This is a genomic window from Umezawaea sp. Da 62-37 (genome assembly GCF_032460545.1).
Lineage (GTDB): Bacteria > Actinomycetota > Actinomycetes > Mycobacteriales > Pseudonocardiaceae > Umezawaea.
In genome coordinates this window covers 7,821,047-7,844,828 of the sequence record NZ_CP135965.1, presented here as the reverse complement: position 1 = coordinate 7,844,828, position 23,782 = coordinate 7,821,047, and the positions used below count along the sequence as shown (strand labels likewise).

Genomic DNA, 23,782 nt, shown 5'->3' with positions numbered 1-23,782 from the left:
CCACTCCCCCACCCGACGTCGCACGACCCCGCAACGGGATCGTGCGACGCCTTCCTAGCGCGCGTGGACCGCGTCCGCGCCGTCCTCGTCCTCCCATGCGGGCAGGAGGTCCTCCTTGCGGCCGCGGACGAGGAAGTAGCCGACCAGCGCCGCCGCGACCATCGCGACGCCCGCGGCCAGGAAGGTCGCCCGGTAGCCCTCGGTGAACGCGTCGACGTCGACGGCGCCACGTCGCGTCGCGGCGCCGAACGAGTTGGCGTAGATCACGGTGAAGACCGCGAGGCCGACGGAACCGCCGATGTTGAGCGAGGCGTTCACGACGGCGGACGCCACCCCGGCATCCTCTGGCGCCACCCCGGCGAGGGCGAGGCTCTGGCTCGGGACGAAGAGCATCGTGAGGCCGATTCCGAGCAGGACCAACCCCGGCAGCACCTGGAGCCAGAAGTTCCCCTCGGACGTGATCCCGAGCAGGCAGAAGAGGCCCGCGGCCGAGATCAGCGGGCCCAGGACCATCAACGGCCGGGGGCCGAAGCGGCCGAGGAACCTGGTGGCTAGAGGGGTGCAGAGGAAGATGACGACCGTCATCGGCAGGTTGGCCAGTCCCGAGACAAGCGGGCTCATCCCCAGCACCAGCTGGAAGTAGAACGTCAGGTACAGCAGCGCGCCGATCAGCGAGGACCCCATCACGGCCGTGATGACGAAGACCCCGCCCCGGACCTTGTCCAGGACGACCCTCAGCGGGAGGAGCGGTTGCCGGACACGGCGTTCGACCACGACGAACGCGGCGATGAGCGCCGCTCCGAGTGCCAGGAACAGGATCGTGTCGGCAGAGCCCCAGCCGTGCTCGGCGAGGGTGAAGCCGTACACGAGCGAGCCGAGGCCCAAGGTGACGGTGACCGCACCGCCGACGTCGTGGCGGTTGTCGCCCTCGGCCTTGCTCTCCCCGAGGAGCAGGACGGCGCCCGCGATGACGATGACCACGAAGACGATGTTGACCAGGAGGCACCACCGCCAGCTCGCGTATTCCGTGAGCACGCCGCCGAGGACCAGCCCGATGGCGGAACCCGCGCCCGCGACGGTCCCGAAGATCGCGAACGCCGTGTTGCGGTCCCGGCCACGGGGGAACGTCACCGTCACCATCGCGAGGGACGCGGGCGCCAGCAAAGCGGCGAACGCGCCTTGGACACCGCGGGCGGTGACGAGCTCAAGACCGCTCTGCACCAGCCCGCCCCAGGTCGAGGCCAGTCCGAAACCGAGCAGCCCCGCCATGAACGTCCGCTTGCGCCCCCAGTAGTCGGCGATCCGGCCGCCGAGCAGCAGGAGCGCCCCGAACGCGAGCGCGTACGCGGTGACGACCCACTGGCGCTGGCCGTCGCTCAGGCCGAGTTCCTCCTGGGCCCGCGGGAGGGCGATGGTGACGATGGTGTTGTCCAGGACGATGACCAGTTCGGTCATCGCGAGAACGCCCAGTGCCCACCACTTCGCCGTGGAACCGCGCGGTGTTTCGGACATGAAAAAACCTCCAGGCTCACTGCGGAGACACCTGAAGGTTTTCAGCCTCGGACCACCACGCCCGAAGGCGCCCGACCACCCCGAACATCAGCTCGGCAGACTTCGACCGTAACACAGGAAATCAGCGTGCACGCTGCCGACCAGACCCGGAAGCCATCGCCTCCGCCCGAACAGGACAGTCCTGTCCGTCCCCTCCGGACATGCACTGCTCGATCGGGGCTGCGACCACGACAAGTACCGCGGGTGGCCCGTGGCAAGGGCATCACGCCGTTGATCGCGCGTCGTGGTGTCCGGCACGGGTCCGGTCTGGGCGTGCATCGGTGGGTGGCTGAGCAGAACTCCGCTTGGCTGCACCGGTTCCGGCGCCCGCGGATCCGGTGGGGAGATCCGCGACGACGTCCACGAGGCGTTCCGGGATCCGGCCTGCGGCGTCATCCGCCGGCGTCGACTGCGTGAACCCCCATCGCGTTGGGGGACACCCATTCCCGGCCGTTCCTGCGGACCAAGATCACCTAATAGGTCCTGGAGGCACTCGCACGCTTTGCAGGCGCCCCCGACGCGGGACACCAGCCAGCGATCACTCCGGAACGGCGTCGTCCAGCGAGGAGGCGTCCTCACCCAGCGAACGCAACTCCTCCCGCACCACCTGGTACGCCATCCCGCCCGCGTAACCCTTGCGCGCCAACGCCCCCACCAACCGGCGGATCTTCGCGGTCTCGTCCACCCCGACCATCCCGCGAAGCTTCTTCCGCACCAGCTCCCGAGCCCGGTCCTCTTCCGCCTCGTCGTCCACGGCGGCGACAGCCTCGGTGACCAGCTCGTCCGCCACACCCTTGCGACGCAGCTCCATCGCCAACGCCCGGCGACCAAGCCCGTTGTAGGTGTGCCTGGACCGCACCCAGATCTCGGCGAAGGCCGCGTCGTCGATCAACCCGGCCTTGTCGAACTTCACGAGCACCAGTTCGGCGATGTCCTCCGCGATCTCCTTGCGCAGCATCGCGTTCTTCAGTTCGAGCCTGGTGCGCGGTTGTGCGGCGAGCTGCGTGAAGCAGATCTCCTTGGCCCGCTTCTGCTCCTCGACCGGATCCGGTGGCGGGAGGTCGTGGCCTTCCTCGTCCGAGCCGAACCCGGCTCGTCGACCACGACCCCTGCCACCTCGATACGTCATGGTTCAGCTCAGAAGTCGACCGGGGTGGGCGCGACGGTGACGTCCTCGTCGAGCTTCGCGCCGATGCCCAGCTTGTCCTTGATGCGCTTCTCGACCTCGTTGGCGACGTCCGGGTTCTCCAGCAGGAACTTGCGGGCGTTCTCCTTGCCCTGCCCCAACTGGTCGCCCTCGTAGGTGTACCAGGCACCGGACTTGCGCAGGATGCCCTGGTCGACGCCCATGTCGATCAGCGAGCCCTCGCGGCTGATGCCCTTGCCGTAGAGGATGTCGAACTCGGCCTGCTTGAACGGCGGGGCCACCTTGTTCTTCACGACCTTGACCCTGGTGCGGTTGCCGACGGGCTCGCCGCCGTCCTTCAGGGTCTCGATGCGGCGCACGTCCAGGCGGATGGACGCGTAGAACTTCAGCGCCTTGCCACCGGTCGTGGTCTCCGGCGTACCGAACATCACGCCGATCTTCTCGCGCAGCTGGTTGATGAAAATAGCGGTTGTACCGGAATTGCTGAGCGCACCGGTGATCTTACGGAGCGCCTGGCTCATCAGCCGGGCCTGGAGGCCGACGTGGTTGTCGCCCATCTCGCCCTCGATCTCGGCGCGGGGCACGAGCGCCGCCACCGAGTCGATGACGAGGATGTCGAGCGCGCCGGAGCGGATCAGCATGTCCGCGATCTCCAGCGCCTGCTCGCCGGTGTCGGGCTGCGACACCAGGAGCGCGTCGGTGTCGACGCCCAGCCGCTTCGCGTAGTCGGGGTCGAGCGCGTGCTCCGCGTCGATGAACGCCGCGATGCCGCCGGCCTTCTGGGCGTTCGCGACCGCGTGCAGCGCGACCGTCGTCTTACCGGAGGACTCCGGGCCGTAGATCTCGACCACGCGGCCGCGCGGCAGACCGCCGATGCCGAGCGCGACGTCCAGCGCGATCGCGCCGGTCGGGATCACGGCGATCGGGGCGCGGCCCTCTTCGCCGAGACGCATGACCGAGCCCTTGCCGAACTGCTTGTCGATCTGGGCAAGTGCCAGCTCTAGGGCCTTGTCCCTGTCGGGTGCTGCGGGAGCCATCTGGTGTCCACCTCGGGTTGTTTCGGATCGCTTTTTCATGTCGGAGCCGACGCTACGGGGAGGGTCCGACAATTTTGGCGAGGGCCGGACGACGAGCGGATCGACCAGCCGGTCAGGACGGGATCGTAGCCGAACAAGTGTTCGAGTGCAGCGGGGACACGCCCCCTCATCTCCGCTGCTCGGGAACGTCGAAGGCGTCGCACACCGCGAGCCAGATCTCCTTCGGGGGAACGCCTGCCTCGATGGCCTGGTCGGGTGTGCGTCCGCCGAGCGCGGACAGCACGTGGTCCTGGGCCACCATTTCACCGCCGACCGGGCCGAACTCCCCGGTCATCAACTTCCGGAACACCGTGATGCGCACCGGGTCCAGGCTAACCTCAGGGGGTGCCGCTGCTCCAGGAAGATCCCACCGGCCTGTCGTCCCCGGTCGGCCAGGTCGCGATGGTCGCCATGCTCCTGGTCGCGGTGCTCGTGGGCCTGCGGTTCTGGTGGGGCAACCGCCGGAAGTGATCAGACGGGTCGTCGCAGGGTGCTGTAGACGCACACGGCGAGCAGCGGCAGCGCCAGGAACCCGACGACCAGGCCGAGCGCCGCGAACGACCACGCGGTGACGACCACGCCCGCCGTGATGCCGCCGATCGCGCCGCCGATGTTCATGCAGAGGTCCGACAGCCCCTGTGCCGCGGGCCGGTCGGGCACCGCGACGGACTCGGTGAGCAGCGCGGACCCGGACACCAGACCGGCCGACCAGCCGAAGCCGAGCAGGGTGAGGCCCGCGGCGAGCTGCGGCGCGTCGCCCGAGGGCGCCATGCCCGTGACGCCGGAGGCGGCGACCAGCAGCGCGGCGCCGATGGCCAGCACCGGGATCCGGCCGAGGCGGTCGGCCATCCAGCCGAACAGCGGGCTGGCGCCGTACATCGCGGCCACGTGCAGGCTGATCACCACGCCGACCACCCGCAGCGAGGAGCCCGCGTGGTTCATGTGCACCGGGGTCATCGACATCAGCCCAACCATCGCGGTGTGGCACAGCGCGATGGAGATGAGCGCCAGCTTCGCGCTGGACCGCAGCGACCGCCACACCGCGGCGCTGCCCTTGGTCGGCGCTTGGCCTCCCGCGCAGTGGGCGGGGACGACCGGTGCCGGCGCGGCGTCGCGGACGACGACCAGCGGGTCCGGCCGCAGGAACACCGCGATCACCAGCGCCGCGAGCCCGAACACGACGGCGGCCAGCAGGAACGGCCCCGAGCCGACCGGCAGCCCGACAGCCGTCGCGAGCCGTCCTGCGGGGTCGGCCAGATTGGGGCCGGCGACCGCGCCGATGGTCGCCGCCCACACCACGATCCCCACCGAGCGCGCACGCCGGTGCGGGTGGGCCAGATCGGTCGCGGCGTAGCGGGCGGCGAGGTTCGCGCTGGACGCGCCGCCGAAGAGGACGAGGGCGGGCAGCAGCAGCTGCCACCACCCGAGCGCGACGGCGAGCGCGGCGACCAGCGCCCCGATCGCGCCGACGCCGTAGCCGAGCACGAGCGCGGGACGCCTGCCCCGGCGCTGCGCCACGCGGGCCGCCGGGAGCGCGAGCAGCGCGGCGCCGACGACGGCGCTGGTCTGGGCGAGGCCGCCGACCGCGTCGGACTCCGCGAGGGCGGCCGCGACGAGCGTGCTGAAGGCGAGACCGATGGTGACGCCCGCCGCACCCAGGACCTGGGTGGTCGTGAGCACGCGGAGCACCTTGCGCTGAAGGTGCCCGACCTCGGGCGCGACGGTCGCCATGATCACGATGGTGGCACGGTCGCGACCCCCGCTACCAGGTCCGTCCGGGTCAGGTGCCGGGCTGGATGTGCTGCTCGAAGTAGGTCGCGATGTCGTCCGCGGTGAGCTTCTCGTCGCCGGTCTTGGTCACGATGCCGAGCAGCGGCCGGTCCGTCGCGGTGAACGCGAGCAGCCCCACGCCGCCGTCCGCGGATGACCGGTACTTGCCCTCCAGGCCGTTGCCCGCCCACTCCGCCTCGACCACGTCGGCCCGCAGCGACTGCACCACGGCGTCGGCGCCCTGCTGGGCGCCGGTGACCGTGTCGGTGAGGACGTACTGGACGGCGTAGTCGTCGGCCAGCTCGCAGCTCACGACGCTGCCCTTGATCGCGTTCACGCCGGACACGCCCGCCGCGCCGCCGGACTTGCAGGTGCTGCCGTCCGGCACCACCCCCGCGAGCTGGCGCAGGCACTTGGTGAAGCCCTTGTCGTCGGTCGCGGTGTCGGTCTTGCACTCCTGCGCGTTCGGCACGTCCGGGCCGCTCAGCGCGAAGATCCCGCCGACGACCCCCAGCACCAGCACGACCGCGCCGCCCGCGGCCAGCAGCACCTTGCGGTTGGGCTGCTTCTTCACCGGCTTGGCGGTGACGGTGCTGGGGAAGTTGAACTCCTGCGGCCCGGTCGTCGGGTAGGGGCTGTTGACCGAGAACGACGTGTTCACCGAGTACGGCGCGGTCACCGGGTGGCCGCCGGTGGACGAGGGGTTCACCTGGTGGGGCCCGCTCTGCACCTGGTGCGAGCCGGTGTTCACCGGATGGGGCCCGCTGTTGACCTGGTGCGAACCGGTGTTCACCGGGTGGGGTCCGCTGTGCACCGGGTACGGGCCGCTGAGCGCGGGGTTGACCGGGTACGGGCCGCTCAACGCGGGGTTCATCGGGTACGGGCCGCTCAGCGCGGGGTTGACCGGGAGCGGACCGCTCTGCGCCGGGAACCCGCCGGTGGCGGGCATGTTCTGGGTCGGGTAGTCGCCGCCGTCGACGGGCTCCGTGACGACCGTGGGCGCCTCGCTGCCGGACAGCTTCACGGTCGACGGCTCGTCGTCGGTCTCGCGGAGGTGGATGCCCTCCTTCGGCACGTGGTGCGCGCCGAGCGCGACGGCCGTCTCGGGCTGGTCGAGGCTGGTGGGCGCGACCCGGACCTGCTGGGTGATCATGGCGCTGATCAGCGGGATCCGACTGGAGCCCCCGACCAGGTAGATGCCGGCCAGCTGGTCGGCGGACATGCCCGTGGACGCGATCGTGGAGGCCAGCAGCTCGGCGCTGCGCAGCAGGCGCGGCCGGACCAGGGCCTCCATGTCCGCGCGGGTGACGGGCACGTCGGTGAACGGCGGGGGCATCGGCACCTCGGTCTGGAGGTGCCGCGACAGCGCCTCCTTGGCCGAGCGGACGTCGTCGAGCATGGTCCGGCGGGCGCGGCGGTCGGCGGTCGAGTCCGGCCGCATCAGCCGCTGCCAGTGGCCGGGATCGCTGTGCGAGACCTGGCGGCCGACGTGCTCCAGCAGCGCCTGGTCGACGTCGAGGCCGCCGAGGTCGGGCAGGCCGTCGTTGGCGAGCACCTCGAAGCCGTGCCGGGTCACGCCCACGACGGCCACGTCGAACGTGCCCGCGCCCAGGTCGTAGACGGCCAGCGCCTGGCCGGCGACGAAGTCGCGTTCGATGGCCAGCGCGTAGTGGGCCGCGGCGGCCACGGGTTCCGGCACGAGCACGAGCTCGGCGGTCACCCCGGCCAGCCGGGCGGCGGAGATCAGCACGTTGCGGCGGGTCGGGCCCCACTGCGCGGGGTGGGTCAGCCGGACCTCGTCGAGCTGCGCGCCGTTGAGCTGGCGGGCGGTCTCCTCCAGGACGCGGCCGAGCACGGCGGCCAGCGCGTCGGTGACCGGCACGACGGTGCCGCCGAGGCGCACCAGGCCCTCGGCGATGCGGCGTTTCGGGTTGGGTTCGTAGCGCGACGGGTCCAGCCGGGCGCGGCGCTCGGCGTCGCGGCCGACGACGAGGGTGCCGTCCTCCTCGCAGTAGACCGCGGACGGCATCGCCGACGAGCCGTCCACCTCGACCACCCTGGGCGGGCGGCCGTGCGCGGAGAGCACCGCCACCGTGTTGGAAGTTCCCAGGTCAACGGACAGGACGCGCACGTTCTCCCCTTAGTCGGTGGACCGGCTTGATGGTGCCACGTCGGGCAGGGGGTGTGGTTGGCGGTTGACCGGATTGGGTTCTTCGAGGTCAGGGGGCTTTCGGACGGAAATTGTCGGTGGTCTGGGTCAGGATGTGGGGCATGGACGCGCTGGAGGCCTTCTCACCCGCGACCCGGCAGTGGTTCGCCGGGGCCTTCGCCGCACCCACGGACGCGCAGGCCGGGGCGTGGCGGTCCGCGGCGGCGGGTGAGCACACGCTGGTCATCGCGCCGACGGGGTCGGGCAAGACGCTGTCGGCTTTCCTCTGGTCGCTCGACCGGTTGGCGTCGACGCCGGTGCCCGAGGACCCGAAGCTGCGGTGCCGGGTCCTCTACATCTCGCCGTTGAAGGCGCTGGCGGTCGACGTGGAGCGCAACCTGCGGGCGCCGCTGGCGGGCATCCGGCAGGCCGCGCACCGGCTGGGCCAGGCCGAACCGTCGATCACGGTGGGCATGCGGACGGGTGACACGCCCGCGGACGAGCGGCGGGCGTTCATGCGGACGCCGCCGGACGTGCTGGTCACGACCCCGGAGTCGTTGTTCCTGATCCTCACCTCGGCCGCGCGGGAGTCCCTGCGGGGTGTGCGGACGGTGATCCTGGACGAGGTGCACGCGGTCGCCGGGACCAAGCGCGGCGGGCACCTGGCGCTGTCGCTGGAGCGGCTGGACGCGCTGCTGGAGAAGCCCGCGCAGCGGATCGGGCTGTCCGCGACGGTCCGGCCGGTCGAGGAGGTCTGCTCGTTCCTCGCGGGCGGGCGCCCGGTGCGGGTGGTGCAGCCGAAGACCGCCAAGACCATCGAGGTGCGGGTCGAGGTGCCGGTGGAGGACATGTCGGTCCTCGGGCAGCCGACCGGCGAGGTGACGGGCTCGGCGGCGGGGGCGGAGCAGAAGGCGTCGATCTGGCCCGCCGTGGAGCAGCGGATCCTGGACCTGGTTCGGGAGCACCGCTCGACGATCGTGTTCGCGAACTCGCGGCGGCTCGCGGAGAAGCTGACCGCGCGGCTCAACGAGCTGGCCGAAGAAGCCGTGGCCCTCGAGACCTTCCCCGCGGAGGCGATCGGGCAGTCCGGGGTCACCACCCAGACGGCCCCGGTCGTCGCGCGCGCGCACCACGGGTCGATGGCGCGCGAGCAGCGGACGGTGGTCGAGGAGGAGCTGAAGTCCGGGCGGCTGCCGTGCGTGGTGGCGACGTCGTCGTTGGAGCTGGGCATCGACATGGGCGCGGTCGACCTGGTGATCCAGGTCGAGGCGCCGCCGACGGTCGCGTCCGGGATGCAGCGGGTCGGCCGCGCGGGCCACCAGGTGGGTGCGGTGTCGCGCGGGGTGATGTTCCCGAAGTTCCGCGGCGACCTGGTGTCGTGCGCGGTCGTCGCGGAGCGGATGCGCGACGGCGCGATCGAGGCGGTCCGGTACCCGCGCAACCCGTTGGACGTGCTGGCGCAGCACGTCGTGGCGATGGTGGCGCTGGAGACGTGGACGGTGGAGGCGCTGGCCGGGCTGGTGCGGCGGGCGGCGCCCTTCGCCGCGCTGCCGGAGTCGGCGCTGATCGCGGTGCTGGACATGCTGGCGGGCCGGTACCCGAGCGAGGAGTTCGGCGAGCTGCGGCCGCGGATCACCTGGGATCGGGTCACCGGGGAGCTGCACGGCAGGCCGGGGGCGCAGCGGTTGGCGGTGACGTCGGGCGGCACGATCCCGGACCGGGGCATGTTCGCGGTGATGACGCCGGGCGCGGAGGGGAAGCCGGGGTCGCGGGTCGGCGAGCTGGACGAGGAGATGGTCTACGAGTCGCGGGTGGGCGACACGTTCCTGCTGGGCACGTCCGCGTGGCGGGTGCAGGACATCACCCACGACCGGGTGGTCGTGGTGCCCGCGCCGGGGCAGCCCGCGCGGATGCCGTTCTGGAAGGGCGACGCGCCCGGCAGGCCGCTGGAACTGGGGCGGGCGCTGGGGAAGTTCCTGCGCGAGATGTCCACGGCGGACGCCCCGCAGGCCGCGGTGCGGGCGGCCGACGCCGGGCTGGACGCGTGGGCGGCGAGCAACCTGGCGAGCTACCTGGCCGAGCAGCGGGAGGCCACCCGGCACGTGCCGAACGACCGGGTGATCCTCGTCGAGCGGTTCCGCGACGAACTGGGCGACTGGCGGCTGGTCGTGCACTCGCCGTTCGGCGCGCAGGTCAACGCGCCGTGGGCGCTGGCGATCGCGGCCAGGCTGCGGGAGCGGCGCGGGGTGGACGTGCAGGCGGCGCACTCCGACGACGGCATCGTGGTGCGGCTGCCCGACGCGGTCGACATGGACGGCGCGGACGTGGTGGTGGGCGCGGAGGACGTGCTGCTGGACCCGGAGGAGGTCGAGCAGATCGTCGTGGCCGAGGTCGGCGGGTCGGCGCTGTTCGCCGCGCGGTTCCGGGAGTGCGCGGCCCGGTCGCTGCTGCTCCCCCGGCGCGATCCGCGGAAGCGGTCGCCGTTGTGGCAGCAGCGGCAGCGGGCGGCGCAACTGCTGTCGGTGGCGGCGAAGTACGAGAGCTTCCCGGTGGTGCTGGAGGCCATGAGGGAGTGCCTGCAGGACGTCTACGACGTGCCGGGGCTGCGCGAGCTGATGGGCGACGTCCGGGCCCGCCGGGTGCGGGTGGTGGAGGTGGAGACGTCGACGCCGTCCCCGTTCGCGCGGAGCCTGCTGTTCGGCTACGTCGGCATGTTCCTGTACGAGACGGACACCCCGCTGGCCGAGCGGCGGGCGGCGGCGCTGTCGCTGGACTCGACGCTGCTGGCGGAGCTGCTCGGGTCGGAGGCGATCCGCGAGCTGCTCGACCCCGAGGTGGTCGAGGAGGTCGAGCGCAGCCTGCAGCGGCTGGTCGAGGACCGGCACGCGCGGCACGCCGAGGACGCGGCGGACCTGCTGCGGTTCCTCGGCGACCTGAGCGAGGCCGAGGGTGCCGAGCGCGGGATCCGGCCGGAGTGGTTCACCGAACTGGTGGAGCAGCGGCGGGCGATCCGCATCCGGATCGCCGGGCAGGAGCGGGTGATCGCGATCGAGGACGCCGGTCGCTTCCGGGACGCGCTGGGGGTGGCGCTGCCGGTGGGCGTGCCGGAGGTGTTCACCGAGCCGGTGGCCGACCCGGTCGGCGACCTGCTCGGCCGGTACGCCCGCACGCACGGCCCGTTCCCGGCGCTGGAGGCGGCGGCCAGGTTCGGGCTCGGGATCGCGGTGGTGACCGGGGTGCTGGACCGGATGTCCGGGACGGGTCGGCTGGTGCGCGGTGAGCTGCGGCCGGGTGGCACGCACACCGAGTACTGCGACGCGGAGGTGCTGCGCAGGCTGCGGCGGGCGTCGTTGGCGCGGCTGCGCGCCGAGGTCGAACCGGTGGAGACCGCGGCGCTGGGCCGCTTCCTGCCGAGCTGGCACGGCGTCGGCCGGAAGCAGAGGTCCACGCCGTCGGTGGACGACGTGCTGTCGGTGGTCGAACAGCTCGCGGGCGCGCCGCTGCCCGCGAGCGCGCTGGAGTCGCTGCTGCTGCCCGCGCGGCTGCCCGGCTACTCCCCCGCGCTGCTCGACGAGCTGACCGCGTCGGGCGAGGTGACGTGGACCGGGTGCGGGTCGCTGGCCGGTGGCGACGGCTGGATCGCGCTGGCCCCGACGGACGTGGCCGACCTGCTGCTGCCCGACCTGGTGCCGGAGGCGGCCCCGGAGTCGCCGCTGCACCTGGCGGTGGTCGAGGCGCTGGCCGGTGGCGCGCTGTTCTTCCGGCAGCTGGTCGACCGGATGTCGTTGCAGGGCCCGACCACGGACTCGGACGTCGTCGGCGCGCTGTGGGACCTGGTCTGGGCCGGTCTGGTCACGAACGACACCCTGGCGCCGTTGCGGGCGCTGGTGTCCGGCAAGAGCGCCGCGCACAAACCGCGCCGCACGGCACCGCGCGGCCGGTACGCCCGGATGCGGGCCGGACGGCCGGACATGCCCAGTCGCACCGGGCCTCCGACGGTCGCGGGCCGGTGGTCGCTCGCCGTGGTGCCCGCGTCCGACCCGACCCGGCGGGCGCACGCCAGGGCCGAGGCGTTCCTGGAACGGCACGGTGTCCTGACCAGGGGTGCGCTCGACACCGAGCGGGTGACGGGCGGGTTCAGCGGCGTCTACCGGGTGCTGCGGGCGATGGAGGAGTCCGGGCAGGTGGTCCGGGGATACGTGGTCGAGGGGCTGGGTGCCGCGCAGTTCGCCGCGCGGGGAGCGGTCGACCGCCTCCGCGCGCTGTCCAGGCCTCCCGGCCAGGACCACCTGGGCACACCGGAGTCGGTGGTGCTGGCCGCCGCCGATCCCGCCCAGCCGTACGGCGCGGCCCTGGACTGGCCCGAACTGGTCGGCGAGGGGAAGCACCGCCCGGCGCGCAAGGCGGGGGCGTTGACGGTGCTGGTGGACGGGGTGGCCGTGCTGTACGTGGAGCGCGGCGGGCGTTCGCTGCTGTCGTTCACCGAGGACGAGGAAGTGCTGCGGGTCGCCGCGCGGTCGTTGAGCCGGGCCGTGCACGACGGGTGGCTGGGGCAACTGGCCGTGCAGAAGGCCGACGGGGAGATCGCGCTGGGCTCCCGGCTGGCGGGAGTCCTGCAAGAAGCGGGGTTCCGGGCGACGCCGAAGGGACTGAGGCTGAGGGCGTGACCGCTCTGGGACACTGGGCGCATGGGCAGAGCGCGGGCGGTGCTGGCGGCGGTGGCGACCGTCGTGTTCACCGTCTCCGGCGCGGTCGCGGCCAGTGCCGACTGGACCGACGGCGCCCACGTGGGGGCTTGTGAGTTCGGGATCTGCGGGACCGTGGTCAACGGCCTGGACATCCCGGTGGACATCGCGCTGGACTGGTGCGAGTGGGAGTCGGCTCCCTGCGAGTCCAGGGGCGTCCACACCTTGGCCGCCGGGAGCAGCAGCGACTCCAGGATCGACATCGACGGCTTCCGCGTCCCCGACGGCCTGCGCTACCAGGTCGACTTCACCTACGCCTTCGGCGCCGAGACCACCTGGCTCGACCCCGGCTGGCACAAGATCAGCACCGACACCGTCGCCCACATCACCACCCACCGACCCGGTCCCGTGATCGGCCCCGCCCAATAACCGCGAGTCGAACACTCAGACACCCCGTGTCGAACCTCCGGACACCCCGAGTCGAACATTCGGGCACCACGGCGGGGAAGCCGGTATGCGCGAGTGAAGAGTTCGAGGTGCCTGAGCGTTCGACACGGGGTGCCTGAAGGTTCGACTCGCGAGGTCTGGGCGTTCGAGTCAGGGTGTCTGGGGGTTCGACACGGGGTGTCTGGGGGTTCGACTCGCGGTTAGGGGAAGAGGGTGCTGTAGGCGTTGAGGGCTGGTTGGCCGCCCAGGTGGGCGTAGAGGACGTTGGAGTCGCGTGGGATTTCGGCGGTGGAGACGAGTTCGATGAGGCCTGCCAGGGATTTGCCCTCGTAGACCGGGTCGGTGATCATGCCCTCCAGTGAGGCGCCGAGGCGCATGGCGTCCATTGTGGACTTGCCCGGAACGCCGTACACACCCTCGTGGAAGCGCTCGTCGAGCAGGACGTCGGAGTCCTGGACCTCGACGCCGAGCAGGTCGGCGGTGCCGGTGGCGATCCTGAGGACCTGGGCTCGGGTCTCGACGGGCTTGGCGGAGGCGTCGATGCCGAGGACGCGGCGCTCGGGAGTGGTGCCCGCGAAGCCCGCGACCATGCCCGCGTGGGTGCTGCCGGTGACCGAGCAGACGATGACGGTGTCGAAGAAGACGCCGAGCTGCGCCTCCTGGGCCTCGACCTCCTTGGCCCAGTTGGCGAAGCCGAGGCCGCCCAGCCGGTGGTCCGAGGCGCCCGCCGGGATCGGGTACGGGGTGCCGCCCGCCGCGCGGACGTCGGCGATGGCCTGCTCCCACGCGGGTTTGACGCCGATGCCGAAGTCGGCGCGCACCAGGCGGATGTCGGCGCCCATCATGCGGCTGAGCTGGATGTTGCCGACCTTGTCGTAGCCGGGGTCCTCCCAGTCGACCCAGCTCTCCTGCACCAGCACGCACTTCAGCCCGGCCCGCGCGGCGGACGCGGCGACCTGGCGGGTGTGGTTGGACTGGACGCCGCCGATCGAGACGAGGGTGTCGCAGCCGGTGGCGAGCGCGTCGGCGACGAGGTACTCGAGCTTGCGGGTCTTGTTGCCGCCGTAGGCGAGACCGGAGTTGCAGTCCTCGCGCTTGGCCCACACCTCGGCGCCGCCCAGGTGGCGGGTGAGGCGCTCCAGCTTGTGGACGGGTGACGGGCCGAAGAGCAGCGGGTAGCGGGGGAAGTCATGGAGCACTGGGGTTCTCCTCTGGTCGTCGGACTCGGTCGGGGCGGACTCGGTCAGGTCGGACTCGGTGGGTCGGATTCGAGCGGCCCGGATTCGAGCAGGTCGGCGAGGGTGGCCCAGTTGAGGGACACCCGGTCGGCCGCGAGGGCGGGGTCCGCGGCGGCGCAGGCGGCGATGACGTCGGCGTGCATCGCCACCGAGTGGCGGCCGGGCGGGGTGGCGAAGCGCAGGCGTTCGAGCCTGCGGACCAGCGGGGTGTAGCGGTCGATGGTGGCGGTGACCGCGAAGTTGTCGGCACGGCGGACCGCGACGTCGTGGAACTCGTCGTCGGCCGCCAGCGCGGCGTGCACGTCGGCGGTGCGCAACGCCGCCTCGAAGCGGCTGTTGGCCGCGCGCATGGCGTCGAGGTCGGCGGGGGTCATCAGCGGCACGGCCAGCCGCGCGGCCAGCGCGTGCATGGCCTGCACGACGGCGTGCGCATGCCGGACGGCGGCGGTGTCCAACGGCGTGACCCTGGTGTAGCTGTGCGGTTTGGTCTCCACCAAGCCCTCGTCGGTGAGCCTGGCCAGCGCCTCGCGGACCGGGGTGCGCGACAGGCCCAACTCCTCGGCCAGTTCGACGTCCTTGATGGGCGTGCCCGGCGCCAGGTCGCCGACGACGATGGCCTCGCGGATCGCCGTCAACGCCCGATCGCGGTAGAGCGAGCGGTCCAGACGACCAATATATTGCATATCAGCACTGTCGCCGATGAAGGACACCAGGTCAAGGGGGCGGCGACGCTCGTCACCGGTGGACGGGCGGAGGGAACCGGGTCAGCGCGGGGAGAGGACGCAGAACTCCTGGCCCTCGGGGTCGGCGAGCACGACCCACGTCCGCGCGCCCTGGCCGACGTCGACGGGTTTCGCGCCCAGCGCCAGCAGGCGGGCCACCTCCGCCGCCTGGTCGTCGTGCGCACCGGGCGCGATGTCGAGGTGGAGGCGGTTCTTGACGCGCTTGCGGTCGTCGCTGTGCAGGAATTCGAGCCAGGGCCCCGATTCCTGGCGCAGCGACGCGAACTCGGCGGTCCGGTTCACGATCGGCAGCCCGGTCGCGGCCGACCAGAAGTCGGCCTGGGCACCGGTGTCCGCGACGTCGACGACGATCGCGGCGACCGGCCCGGTGGCGCTGTACTCGGGGCGGGGTTCGAGGACGCAGAACTCGTTGCCCTCGATGTCGGCGAGCACCACCCAGGGCACGCCGCGCTGGCCGAGGTCGACCGGCCGCGCGCCCAATGAGACGGCGCGTTCGACGATGGCGCCCTGGTCGTCGAGCGAGGTGCTGGCCAGGTCGAGGTGCAGGCGGTTCTTGGTGGTCTTCGGGTCGGTGACCGGCACGAACACCAGTTCCACGCCTCCCGCCACGGCCACGTCCACCTCCTCGGCGGACTCGCCGGTGACGGGTGTTCCCAGCAGTGCCGACCAGAATCGACCCAGCGCGGCCGGGTCCGCGGCGTCGACCACGACGTCGTTCAGCCTCGTTGCCATCCACCAACGGTAACGTCTGTCCAATGGTGAAGCTGGTTCTCGGTCCGGTCCTGCGGCACGTCAACGCCACGTCCGCGACGGTGTGGGTGGAGACGGACGCCGCGACCGAGGTGGAGATCGCCGGGCACCGGTCCAGGACGTTCCGGGTCGGCGAGCTGCACTACGCGTTGGTGCGCATCGAGAACCTGGAACCGGGGACCACCACCGAGTACGACGTGCGGCTCGACGGCGAGGTGGTCTGGCCCGAGCCGGACTCGGAGTTCCCGCCGTGCCGGATCAGCACGAAGTCCGATGAGGACCTGACGCACCGGATCGTGTTCGGGTCGTGCCGGGCCGCGAAGCCGGTGCAGCCCGCGACCGACGACAAGCTGGGCCCGGACGCGCTGGACGCCTACGCGCTGCGGATGTCGAAGCAGCCCCAGCACGACTGGCCGGACGCGCTGCTGCTGCTCGGCGACCAGGTGTACGCCGACGAGCCGACGTCGAAGACGAAGGAGTGGCTGCGCAAGCGGCGCGGCGGCAAGGACCCGGTCGACGAGGTGCTGCACTTCCGCGAGTACGCGCAGCTCTACCACGAGTCCTGGGGCGACCCGGAGATCCGCTGGCTGATGTCGACCGTGCCGACGTCGATGATCTTCGACGACCACGACATCCGCGACGACTGGAACACCTCCCGCCCGTGGCGCGAGCAGATGGCCGCGACGTCGTGGTGGCCCGAGCGCATCCGGGCGGGCCTGGCGTCGTACTGGGTGTACCAGCACCTCGGCAACCTCGGGCCGGAGGAACTGGAGCGCGACGACCTGTACGCGAAGGTGCTCGCCGCCGGGTCGGACACCGACGTGCAGCCGATGCTGGAGGAGTTCGGGGCGCGCGCCGACGCCGAGCTGGACGGCAGGAAGTCGACGTGGTGGAGCTACCGCCGCGACTACGGGCGGGTGCGGCTGCTGGTGATCGACACCCGGTGCGGCCGCATCCTGTCGGGCGACACCAGGCTGATGGTCGGCGACGAGGAGTTCGACTGGATCGAGCGCAACGCCGAGGGCGACTACGACCACCTGGTGATCGGCTCGTCGCTGCCGTGGCTGATGCCGCACGCGATCAGCCACGCGCAGTCGATCAACGAGCGCGCGGCCGCCCGACCCGGCCTGCGCGGCCGGTTCGGCGAGCAGGTGCGGCAGGTCGCCGACCTGGAGCACTGGCCCGCGTTCCGCGACTCGTTCGAGCGGCTTTCCGGGTTCCTCGGCCGGATCGGGCGTGGCGAGAACGCGCCCAGCACCATCTGCGTGCTCTCCGGCGACGTGCACCACAGCTACGCCGCCCAGGCCCAGTACGCGGAGCCGACGGACAGCGCCGTCATGCAGCTCACCTGCTCACCGGTGCACAACGACCCGCCGAAGTTCTTCCGCCCGGTGTTCCGGCTGGCCTGGTGGCCGCCGATGGGCCGGGTGCTGCGCAGGCTCGCCGACCGCGCGGGCGTGCCCGCGGACCCGTTGGCCTGGACCAGGTTGACCGGTCCGCACTTCGGCAACTCGATCGCGGTCCTGGAGGTGGACGGGCGGCGGGCCCGGTTCGTCCTGGAGTCCGCGACACCCGACGGCAGGGGGTTGGTCGGGGTCGCGGACCTGGGCCTGCCGCCCGCCTAGTCGATGGCCCTCCCCGCGATCACGGCGCCCACGACGAGCACCGCCGCGGCGGTGACGAGGGCGGTGCGGGGGTCGTGGTCGAGCAGCGCGCCCAGGACGGCGACGCCCAGCACTGCGCCGGTCTGGCGGGCCGCGTTGACCGCGCCGCCGCCGACACCCGCCAGCTCCCTCGGCACCGAGCCGAGCACGGCGGTCATCAGCGACGGGACGGCGAAGGAGACGCCGAACCCGAGCAGGCCCAGTCCGATCGCCGAGAGCACCGGATCGGTGGTCGCCGCCTGCGCGGCCGTGCCCGCCGCCATCAGTAGGAAACCCGCCACCGCCGGAATCTTCGGCCCGATCCCGGCGACGAGCCGCCCGGTGAGGACCGGGTTCAGCGCGGTCGGGATGGTAAGCGGCAGGAACGCCAGCCCGGCGGCCGACGCGGAGTAGCCGCGGGTGCCCTGCAACGACAGCGACAGGACGAAGAGGACGCCGGACAGTCCGAAGTTGACGATCGCGCCCGCGACCAGACCCCAGGCGAACGTCCGGTCGCCGAACAGCCGCGGCGGCAGCATCGGCGCCACCCGGTCGGTCTCCGGGCGACGCTGGGCGAGCACGAACACCACCGCGGCGGCGACGGCCACCGCCAGCGCGCCGAGCACGTCGGGGGCGGTCCACTCGGCGCGCACCAGCCCGTAGGTGAGCGCGCCCAGCGCGACGGCGGCCGAGACCTGCCCGGTGACGTCGGTGCCGCGCCCCGGCGAGCGCGGGGTCTCCGGGGCGCGCCGGACGGTGATCACGACGGCGGCCAGCGCGACCGGCACGTTCACCAGGAACACCGACCGCCAGCCGAACGCGTCGGTGAGCAGGCCGCCGACGACCGGGCCCGCGACCAGGCCCGCGCCGCTGAGCGCGGCCCACACGCCCATCGCCCTGGCACGGCCCACGGGCTCGGCCCAGGTGGTGGCGATCAGCGCGAGCGATGTCGGGACCAGGAGCGCGCCCGCGACGCCGAGCAGCACTCGCAGTCCGATGAGGACACCGATCGACCCGGCGACCGCGGTCACCGCCGACAGCACCGCGAACGCGCACAGGCCGATCAGGAGCACGCGACGCGCGCCATGGCGGTCCGACCACGCCCCCGCGCTCAGCAGCAGGGCCGCGAAGGCGAGCGGGTAGCCGTTGGAGACCCATTGCAGCGCGCCGAGTCCGCCGCCGAGGTCGGCGCCGATGGCGGACAGCGCCACCGTGACGACGGTGGTGTCGAGCGCAGGACGAGGAAGTAGCCGAGGGAGAGGCCGAGCAGCAGGAGCCCACTTGAGCCTCGGGTGGTGATGGCGGGGGAGGTCACGCCGTCCAGCCTCGTGACGACGGGGGCGCGGCGGAAGCGGGGAGTTACGATGGCGGTGATCGGCCGGACCGATGGACGGAGCGGGATCCCGTGGAACTGCGCCACCTCCGCTCGTTCAGCGCCGTCGCCCGCACGCTCAACCTCACCCGCGCGGCGGACGAGCTGCACTACGCGCAGTCCAGCGTCACCGAGCAGATCCAGGCGCTGGAGACCGAGCTCGGCACCCCGCTGTTCGACCGCACCGGCCGCAGGCTGCGGCTGACCGGCGCGGGCGAACGGCTGGTCGACTACGCGCACCAGGTGCTGCTGCTGGTCGAGGAGGCGCGGGCCGCGGTCGACGAGCAGCCGGGCGAACCCGCGGGCGAACTGGTGCTCGGCGCGCTGGAAACCCTGTGCGCGCACCGGGTTCCGGTGCTGTTCACCGACTACCGGACCCGCTGGCCCAAGGTCGCGGTCACCGTGCGGCAGGGCGACCGCGGGTACCTCTACGAGGCGGTGCGCGGCGGCTCGGTGGACGTGGCCCTGACCTTCGGCGCGGCGCCTGCGGACCCGGCGCTGGCGAGCGAGGTGCTCGCCCACGACCGGCTCGTGGTCGTCGTGCCGCCCGGCCACCGGCTCGCCGCGCTCGACGAGGTGGGCGCGGAAGACCTGCGCGGCCTGGGTTTCCTGGCCACCCCGCCCGGCTGCGGGTTCCGCGCGATGCTGGAGGACGCCCTGCTCGGCGACGTCGTGATCGAGGCCGAGGTCGCCAGCCTCGCCGCCATGTGCGGCTGCGTCGCCTCGGGCACGGGCTGCGCGCTCGTGCCCGAGACCGCGGCCCGTGACCACGTGGCGACCGGCAGGCTGGTCGCGATCCCGTTGCACGGCAAGCACTCCAGGGCCGCCGTCACGATGACCTGGCTGCGCCGCTCGGCGAGCAGGCCGAGCGTCGCGGCGATGCTGGTCTCGGCACGCGCCGCGTTCGCCGCGCAGCCCGTCGCCTAGCGCCGTCACTTGGTCGCCAGCCGGAGCAGCGCCCAGAGCTGGGCGATGGCGTCGTGGTCGCCGTTCACCTCCACCTCGCGGTCGGAGATGCGGCCCCACAGCCACCGGTAGACCTTGATCGGGTCGCCGGTGACGTCGGCGTCGGCCGGTTCCGCCTCCTCCGGGGTGGCGCGCCAGGCCGACGAGCCGCGTTGGCCGGACGAGGCGAGCCAGACGCGGCCAGCGGTGCGGACGGCGACGACGCCGTCCCTGGTGCCGCGGACGCCCAGCACGTCCAGCCGGTGCACGAACCACAGCGACAGCACCTCGTCCACGCCGTCGGCGACCACGTCGTCGGCCACCGGGTCGAGCGGGATCGCCGCGGCGGCCTGGACGTCCATCCGGTGCACGGTCGTCTCGTGCGCCAGCCTGCGCGCCCAGAAGCCGTAGTCGGACTCCTCCGGCCACCACGTGCCGCACGGGTCCTCCGCCTCGTGCGCGGCGAGCTCGTCGAGCAGGGGCTCGACACCCGCCCGGACGAAGTCCGCCAGGTCCTCCCCCGGAGCGGGGTTCTGCTGCCACGTCACGGGTTGGCGGCCGTCGCGCAACCAGGACAGGGTCATCCGGTAGGTGCTGCCGACGTGCCTCGCCGTCTCGCCGAGGTTGAGGCCGGGGCAGGCGGGCACCTGGCGTTCGGGGCGCTGCCCCTCGACGGACGTGGCCAGCGTCTCGGCCTCGGCCGCGAGCACGTCGAGGAGCCTGCCGTAGTCGATCAGGGCCTTGGTCACGTGCGCGCCTCGTGCGTGATCCGGTCGACCAGGGCGGCCGCCCGGTGGGTGCGCGCGGCCTCGGCGATACCCTCACGAGCCCGGTCGAGGAGTTCGACAGCCGCGACCGGGGGCGGTGGAAGCGGGACGGGGACCGGAATCCCGGTCCCGCTGGGCTTGGGGAAGTCGATCGAAGCTGACATCGGCGGCCTCCTCGCGGCGTCGGTGAACTCGACGACCACCGCGGGGAGACGGCGGCTCCTGGCGGTGGGGCGCTTCCCCCGCCCCACCGCCAGGGCATCACTGATCGAACGTATGTTCGATCAACGGCAGCGTAGCGCCTGGCGAGGGAATTCCTCAACCCAGGACCCAGCGACGACCCGATCGGGATCCGTGGTCTGATTGGACGTGTGAGCGAACTGGCCCATCCAGGCATGCAGAAGGTCGCCGCGGCACTGACCGAGGCCGGCCACCACGAGGCCGCGCAGGGCATCCGGGTGCTCGAGGACGCGGTCCGCACCGCGGCGCAGGCCGCCGAAGCCGTGGACGTGCCGGTCGGCGCGATCGCGAACAGCCTGGTGTTCACCGCGATCCGCGCGGACGTCCCCGCGCCGCTGCTGGTGCTGACGTCGGGCGCGCACCGCGCCGACACCGACCTGCTGGCCGAACTCGCGGGCGCGGACCGCGTCGAGCGGGCCGCACCGGACTTCGTGCGCGAACACACGGGTCAGGTCATCGGCGGTGTGTCGCCGATCGGCCATCCTTCGCGGATCATGGCGTTCGTGGACACGGACCTGGAGCAGTACCCCGTCGTGTGGGCGGCGGGCGGGCACCCGCACGCGGTGTTCCCGACGACGTTCGCCGGACTGGTCGAACTCACCGGCGGCACGCCCGCGCGGGTCGCCCGATGACCGCCGCGCCTTCGCCGCGCACCGAGCGGCTCGTGGAACTGACCCCGCAGGAGCTCAACACCCGGCTGCACGAAGCGCTGCGGCTGTACGTGCTGGCGATGGACTACCCGCTGGTGACGGTCGAGCAGCGGGCGCCGATGTGGCTCGCGCACATGCTGCGGGAGGACTGGCGGTGCGTGGCGGCGATCGACGACCGCGACGAGCTGGTGGGGATCGGGTACGGGTACCGCGGGTCCGTGGGGCAGTGGTGGCACGAGCAGGTGCGCCGGGGGTTGACGGCGGTCGCCGGGGCGCAGGCCGTGGACGAGTGGATGGACGACTACTACGAGTTGACGGAGTTGCACGTCCTGCCTCGGGCCCAGGGACGGGGGCTGGGGGAGGCATTGTTGCGGAACCTGTTGGCGGGGGCGCCCACTTCGCATGTGCTGCTGTCTACGCCGGAGGGGCCGAGCAATGCTTGGCGGTTGTACCGGCGGGTGGGGTTCGTGGATGTGTTGAGGCATTACCAGTTCACGGGGGATCCGCGGCCGTTCGCTGTGCTGGGGCGGGAATTGCCGCTGTGAGCACCGGGGAGTTCCGGGTCGCGGGGTGAGCGGAGCCCGGCCCTCGTGCGCGCAATTGTCTCAATGTGCCACCCTTGTTTGTCAAGGCGGGAAAGATGCCTTGACAAACAAGGGTGGCACAGGAGGGCGCTGTGTATCGGGGGCAGGGTAGGACTTGGCTCCGCCAGTTGGACGTTGGGCTGCGTCGGATCGGGAATCAGGCTGCGCCTGACAAAGCATCCGACGCTCCGCGACGGATCAGGCATCCGAGCTTCGCCGGACAAAGCGGTGGGGGCTGCCCGGAGTGGGGCAGCCCCCTGTTGGGCTTGCGGTTGCGTGCTTACAGTTCCGCGAGGCGTTCGCGCAGGGTGTCCAGGCCCATGGCGCCCATTTCCAAGGCCTCCTTGTGGAAGCGCTTGAGGTCGAAGTCCGCGCCGTGGCGGGTGCGGGCGTCGTCGCGGGCGGCCAGCCAGAGGCGTTCGCCGATCTTGTAGGACGGGGCCTGGCCGGGCCAGCCGAGGTAGCGGTCGATCTCGTCGTGGACGTGCGACGGGTCGGTGATGGTCCTGGTGAGCATGAACTCGAGGCCGAGTTCGGGGGTCCAGCGCTCGCCCTCGTGGAAGCCGGTGCCCTTCGGGATCTCCAGTTCGAGGTGCATGCCGATGTCGACGACGACCCGTGCGGCGCGGAACAGGTGGGCGTCGAGCATGCCGAGCAGGTTGCCGTCGTCGTCGAGGTAGCCGAGTTCGCGCATGAGGCGCTCCGCGTAGAGGGCCCAGCCCTCGCCGTGGCCGGAGACCCAGCAGAACAGGCGTTGGAAGTCGTTGAGCTTGTCTGAGTTGTAGACCGCGGTGGCGACCTGGAGGTGGTGGCCGGGGACGCCCTCGTGGTAGACGGTCGTGAGTTCGCGCCAGGTGGAGAACGTCTCGCGGTCGGCGGGCACGGACCACCACATGCGGCCGGGACGGGAGAAGTCGGGGGTCGGGCCGCTGTAGTAGGCGCCGACGCCGCCACCGGGCGGGGCGATCCGGCACTCGAGGCGCATGAGCTCGTCGGGGAGTTCGAAGTGGACGTCGCGCAGGTCGTGCAGGGCCTTGTCGGACAGCTGCTGCATCCACGACTGGAGGCCGGCCTGGCCTTGCACGAGGTAGCGGGGGTCGGCGTCGAGCGAGGCGGCGGCCTCGGCGAGGGTCGCGCCGGGCTTGATGCGGCCGACGATCTGCTTCATCTCCGACTCGATGCGGGTGAACTCCTCCCAGCCCCACTCGTAGGCCTCGGCGAGGTCGAGGCGGGAGCCGACGAAGTAGCGCGACGCGAGCCGGTAGGCCTCCTCGCCGACGGCGTCCTTCGTCGGCGCCTTGGTGGCGAGGTCGTCGCGCAGGAACGCGGCCAGGTCGCCGTAGGCCTCGGAGGCGGCCGTCGCGCCCTTCTCCAGGTCGGTGCGCAGCGCGGCGTCGACCTGGGCGCCGTCGACGAGGTTCGCGAAGAACGAGCGGCCACCGCGGCGGCCGGACCAGGTGTCGCACTGGTCGGCGACCTTGGTCACCTGGCGCAGCGCGGCGGTCTGCCCCTTGTCCGCCGCGTAGGACAGGCCCGCGCGGAGCTTCGCGACGGCGTCCGGCATGGCGGCCAGGCGGCGGGCCACGACGGCCCACTGCTCGGGGGTGTCGGTCGGCATGTGGTCGAAGATCTCGCGCAGCCCCTGCACCGGGCTCGCCAGCACGTTCAGGTCGCTCTCGACCCGGCCCGCCTCGTACAGGTCGACCGAGACGGAGGTCCGCTCGATGAAGACGGCCTGCGCGTCGCTCTCCGACTTGTCCGCGGGCTCGGCCGCGGCGACCTCCCGGAGCGCCCGCACCTCGAGTTCGTGGCGCGCGGCGTGCCCCTCCGGTGAGTAGTCGGTGAGCTCGTCCTCGCCGCCGGGCAGCCCGAGGTGGGTCGCCGAGAGGGGGTCCAGCGCCACGTAGTCGATCACGAACCGGTTGCTGATGTCGTGCACACCAGCCGAAGAGGAAGCCATGTCCGGCACGCTACCTGCCGCCTACGACACGGCAAAGGTCTTTAGGCTTGCTCACGATTACCAGT

The 23,782-nt window shown here is 72.2% G+C and carries 20 protein-coding genes and 1 pseudogene; 8 read left to right on the top strand and 13 right to left on the bottom strand.

Annotated elements, in window-relative coordinates:
* Positions 1 to 54: 54 nt before the first annotated feature.
* Entirely contained in the window at positions 55 to 1,512 is a 1,458-nt protein-coding gene (locus RM788_RS36235; protein ID WP_315923614.1) for an MFS transporter, read from the bottom strand.
* Between the two features lie 142 nt (positions 1,513 to 1,654).
* Between RM788_RS36235 and RM788_RS53115 the strand changes: the two are divergent.
* A pseudogene (locus tag RM788_RS53115) lies at positions 1,655 to 1,924 on the top strand (IS5/IS1182 family transposase); the annotation flags it as partial.
* Between the two features lie 165 nt (positions 1,925 to 2,089).
* Here the strand turns inward: RM788_RS53115 and RM788_RS36225 are convergent.
* The 3 genes from RM788_RS36225 to RM788_RS36215 form a co-directional block, all read right to left on the bottom strand.
* A complete protein-coding gene (locus RM788_RS36225) occupies positions 2,090 to 2,680 on the bottom strand; it encodes a regulatory protein RecX (protein ID WP_315923612.1) in 591 nt (196 codons plus the stop codon).
* An 8-nt stretch (positions 2,681 to 2,688) separates the two neighbouring features.
* A complete protein-coding gene (gene recA / locus RM788_RS36220; protein ID WP_315923610.1) occupies positions 2,689 to 3,735 on the bottom strand; it encodes a recombinase RecA in 1,047 nt (348 codons plus the stop codon).
* Positions 3,736 to 3,901: 166 nt separating this feature from the next.
* Positions 3,902 to 4,096: a DUF3046 domain-containing protein gene (locus RM788_RS36215; RefSeq protein ID WP_315923608.1), complete on the bottom strand. Its 195-nt coding sequence runs from the start codon at positions 4,094 to 4,096 to the stop codon at positions 3,902 to 3,904.
* A 23-nt stretch (positions 4,097 to 4,119) separates the two neighbouring features.
* Between RM788_RS36215 and RM788_RS36210 the strand changes: the two genes are divergently transcribed.
* Positions 4,120 to 4,245, top strand: coding sequence for a hypothetical protein (locus RM788_RS36210; RefSeq protein WP_315923606.1), 126 nt, complete (start codon positions 4,120 to 4,122; stop codon positions 4,243 to 4,245).
* On the opposite strand, the gene RM788_RS36205 is transcribed toward RM788_RS36210, so the two are convergent.
* Positions 4,246 to 5,505 (bottom strand): MFS transporter, encoded by a 1,260-nt coding sequence (locus tag RM788_RS36205; RefSeq protein WP_315923604.1) that lies wholly within the window; start codon positions 5,503 to 5,505, stop codon positions 4,246 to 4,248.
* 49 nt (positions 5,506 to 5,554) lie between these two features.
* Entirely contained in the window at positions 5,555 to 7,675 is a 2,121-nt protein-coding gene (locus RM788_RS36200) for an Hsp70 family protein (protein WP_315923602.1), read from the bottom strand.
* A gap of 140 nt (positions 7,676 to 7,815) precedes the next feature.
* Here RM788_RS36200 and RM788_RS36195 point away from each other — a divergent pair, with 140 nt between their 5' ends.
* Both RM788_RS36195 and RM788_RS36190 read left to right on the top strand, forming a co-directional pair.
* Positions 7,816 to 12,360 (top strand): ATP-dependent helicase, encoded by a 4,545-nt coding sequence (locus RM788_RS36195; RefSeq protein ID WP_315923600.1) that lies wholly within the window; start codon positions 7,816 to 7,818, stop codon positions 12,358 to 12,360.
* A 21-nt stretch (positions 12,361 to 12,381) separates the two neighbouring features.
* Positions 12,382 to 12,807, top strand: a complete 426-nt coding sequence (locus RM788_RS36190; protein WP_315923598.1) for a hypothetical protein — start codon at positions 12,382 to 12,384, stop codon at positions 12,805 to 12,807.
* Between the two features lie 218 nt (positions 12,808 to 13,025).
* On the opposite strand, the gene RM788_RS36185 is transcribed toward RM788_RS36190, so the two are convergent.
* The 3 genes from RM788_RS36185 to RM788_RS36175 all read right to left on the bottom strand — a co-directional run bounded on the left by RM788_RS36185 (position 13,026) and on the right by RM788_RS36175 (position 15,538).
* Positions 13,026 to 14,024 carry a 1-aminocyclopropane-1-carboxylate deaminase gene (locus tag RM788_RS36185; RefSeq protein ID WP_315923596.1) on the bottom strand — a complete coding sequence of 333 codons (999 nt, stop codon included), beginning with the start codon at positions 14,022 to 14,024 and terminating at the stop codon, positions 13,026 to 13,028.
* Positions 14,025 to 14,068: 44 nt separating this feature from the next.
* Positions 14,069 to 14,746, bottom strand: a complete 678-nt coding sequence (locus RM788_RS36180) for a GntR family transcriptional regulator (RefSeq protein WP_315923594.1) — start codon at positions 14,744 to 14,746, stop codon at positions 14,069 to 14,071.
* A gap of 81 nt (positions 14,747 to 14,827) precedes the next feature.
* On the bottom strand, positions 14,828 to 15,538 hold the full coding sequence (locus RM788_RS36175; RefSeq protein WP_315923592.1) for a VOC family protein: 711 nt from the start codon (positions 15,536 to 15,538) through the stop codon (positions 14,828 to 14,830).
* A gap of 23 nt (positions 15,539 to 15,561) precedes the next feature.
* On the opposite strand from RM788_RS36175, the gene RM788_RS36170 reads away from it, so the two are divergent.
* Positions 15,562 to 17,181, top strand: a complete 1,620-nt coding sequence (locus tag RM788_RS36170) for an alkaline phosphatase D family protein (RefSeq protein WP_315923590.1) — start codon at positions 15,562 to 15,564, stop codon at positions 17,179 to 17,181.
* Here RM788_RS36170 and RM788_RS36165 read toward each other — a convergent pair.
* Positions 17,178 to 18,410, bottom strand: a complete 1,233-nt coding sequence (locus tag RM788_RS36165) for an MFS transporter (protein WP_315923588.1) — start codon at positions 18,408 to 18,410, stop codon at positions 17,178 to 17,180. The genes RM788_RS36170 and RM788_RS36165 overlap by 4 nt on opposite strands.
* A gap of 194 nt (positions 18,411 to 18,604) precedes the next feature.
* Between RM788_RS36165 and RM788_RS36160 the strand changes: the two genes are divergently transcribed.
* A complete protein-coding gene (locus tag RM788_RS36160; RefSeq protein WP_315923586.1) occupies positions 18,605 to 19,498 on the top strand; it encodes a LysR family transcriptional regulator in 894 nt (297 codons plus the stop codon).
* Positions 19,499 to 19,503: 5 nt separating this feature from the next.
* On the opposite strand, the gene RM788_RS36155 is transcribed toward RM788_RS36160, so the two are convergent.
* Both RM788_RS36155 and RM788_RS36150 read right to left on the bottom strand, forming a co-directional pair.
* A complete protein-coding gene (locus RM788_RS36155) occupies positions 19,504 to 20,265 on the bottom strand; it encodes a maleylpyruvate isomerase N-terminal domain-containing protein (RefSeq protein ID WP_315923583.1) in 762 nt (253 codons plus the stop codon).
* A complete protein-coding gene (locus RM788_RS36150) occupies positions 20,262 to 20,447 on the bottom strand; it encodes a hypothetical protein (RefSeq protein ID WP_315923581.1) in 186 nt (61 codons plus the stop codon). The genes RM788_RS36155 and RM788_RS36150 overlap by 4 nt, the downstream gene beginning before the upstream one ends.
* 207 nt (positions 20,448 to 20,654) lie before the next feature.
* Between RM788_RS36150 and RM788_RS36145 the strand changes: the two genes are divergently transcribed.
* Both RM788_RS36145 and RM788_RS36140 read left to right on the top strand, forming a co-directional pair.
* Positions 20,655 to 21,155, top strand: a complete 501-nt coding sequence (locus RM788_RS36145) for a YbaK/EbsC family protein (protein ID WP_315923579.1) — start codon at positions 20,655 to 20,657, stop codon at positions 21,153 to 21,155.
* Complete coding sequence (locus RM788_RS36140) at positions 21,152 to 21,718, top strand: GNAT family N-acetyltransferase (RefSeq protein ID WP_315923577.1); 567 nt, start codon at positions 21,152 to 21,154, stop codon at positions 21,716 to 21,718. Before RM788_RS36145 ends, RM788_RS36140 begins: the two co-directional genes overlap by 4 nt.
* Before the next feature lie 319 nt (positions 21,719 to 22,037).
* On the opposite strand, the gene RM788_RS36135 is transcribed toward RM788_RS36140, so the two are convergent.
* Positions 22,038 to 23,717 (bottom strand): DUF885 domain-containing protein, encoded by a 1,680-nt coding sequence (locus RM788_RS36135; protein WP_315923575.1) that lies wholly within the window; start codon positions 23,715 to 23,717, stop codon positions 22,038 to 22,040.
* Positions 23,718 to 23,782: the final 65 nt, after the last annotated feature.